This is a genomic window from Vibrio sp. 1731 (genome assembly GCF_033339955.1).
Lineage (GTDB): Bacteria > Pseudomonadota > Gammaproteobacteria > Enterobacterales > Vibrionaceae > Vibrio > Vibrio alginolyticus.
In genome coordinates this window covers 1-1,752 of sequence record NZ_JAWOVO010000066.1, presented here as the reverse complement: position 1 = coordinate 1,752, position 1,752 = coordinate 1, and the positions used below count along the sequence as shown (strand labels likewise).

Sequence of the window (1,752 nt, the reverse complement as noted above, 5' to 3'; positions counted from 1 at the left end):
TCTTCACCTTTTGAGACAAGTTGTTAAGCTGCTCTTGGGGCATATTGACCCTTTGGGCAGCGTTTCATGGAGGGAAGGATGCCTCTCAAAGCCAAGTTAATTTTGCTGACACTGATTCCGGTGGTTTTAGTGTCGGCAAGCATCAGTTGGATTTCCATTTATCAGGCCAAAACACTGGGGCAACGAGAGGTGGAGACCTTCCATCAAAACCTCATTCAATCCAAAGAAGCGGCGCTCAAAGATACCGTTGATGTTGCATTTGATGCCATTTCCCACATTTACAACGATTCGACGATTGAAGAGCGTGTCGCTAAAGCTCGAGTGAAGGCCATTCTAAATCGCCTAACTTACGGCTCTGATGGGTACTTCTTTGCTTACGATAAACACGGCACTAACCTCGTACATCCCGTTCTTCCTGAATTGGTTGGGGAGAACTTACTTCACCTAGAAGACGAAAATGGCGACAGGCTTATAGAAGCGTTGCTTTACCAAGCGCAATCCGGAGGCGGCTTTCACCAATACTTGTGGCAGAAACCCTCGACTGGCGACATTGTACCCAAGCTCAGTTACGCCGCATGGTTGGATAAATGGGAGTGGATGATTGGCACTGGTCTTTACATTGAAGATGTTAGCCAAGAAGTCGCGAACATGCGTGCTGCGGTGAACAAAAACATCGAGACCACGTTTTTTTCCGTGGTGGTGATTTTGGTGGTCACCGTGGCGGTGATCATTGTGCTGACGTTAGCCATCAATTTACATGAGCATCGACTTGCCGATAAAAACCTCAAAGAACTTGCTCACAAAACGGTGATGTTTCAAGAAGATGAGAAGAAACATTTAGCGCGCGAGTTGCACGATGGGATCAATCAGCTTCTGGTATCGAGTAAATGTCATTTGGATTTAATGAGCCATCGATTGCAAGATGAAAAGCTCAAATCACATCTCGACAAATCACAACGTTCTTTGGTGACGGCAATTAATGAAGTGCGGCACATTTCCCATCAACTTCGCCCAAGCGCATTGGATGATATCGGTTTGGAAGCTGCGTTGACGACATTGTTGCAAGATTTTCATTCACACTCTGAAATTGATATCGACAGCCATTTTGACACTCAACAGCACAAGCTGACCTCCGAAGTCGCAACAACACTGTACCGAGTTGCGCAAGAGTCGCTAAATAACATTGAAAAGCATGCAAAAGCGAAAAAAGTGACGGTTATTTTGCAAAAAATGGGCAATATGCTGCAATTACTCATTAGAGACGATGGCGTAGGGTTTGTCGTCAACCAAGCTGTGCATCGCCAAGGGATTGGTTTGCGCAACATGCAAGAACGTGTGGAGTTTATTGGTGGCGAGTTCGAACTCATGAGTGAGCTTGGTTTAGGCACGGAAATTACCGTGCTTTTGAATTTGGATGAATTAGTTTATGGACAAACCGATTAGTGTGGTGATCGTCGATGATCACCAAGTGGTGTTAGATGGATTTATCGCGCGTTTAGAGCTGGAGCCGGACATTGATGTGATTGGCACGGCAAGCAACGGCTTGGAAGCGATTGAGGTCGTTAAGCATCTGCGACCGGATGTTGTGCTTATGGACATCAGCATGCCAATCATGAATGGCATCGAAGCAACGGGTGTGATTAAAGAGGAATTACCAGAGAGTAAAATTCTCATGCTTACGATGCATGATAACCGCGAATACATCATGAAAGTGATGCAGGCAGGGGCGGTGGGGTACATGCTCAAAGAAAT

Annotated in this window: 2 protein-coding genes; both read left to right on the top strand. The window is 45.9% G+C overall.

All coding sequences use genetic code 11. The features are described 5' to 3' along the window. Positions 1-78: 78 nt before the first annotated feature. Positions 79-1,443 (top strand): cache domain-containing protein, encoded by a 1,365-nt coding sequence (locus R7035_RS25160; protein WP_318146319.1) that lies wholly within the window; start codon positions 79-81, stop codon positions 1,441-1,443. Continuing rightward, positions 1,427-1,752, top strand: a 326-nt coding sequence (locus tag R7035_RS25155) for a response regulator transcription factor (protein WP_318146318.1), incomplete at its 3' end; no start/stop codon positions are given. The genes R7035_RS25160 and R7035_RS25155, both read left to right, overlap by 17 nt.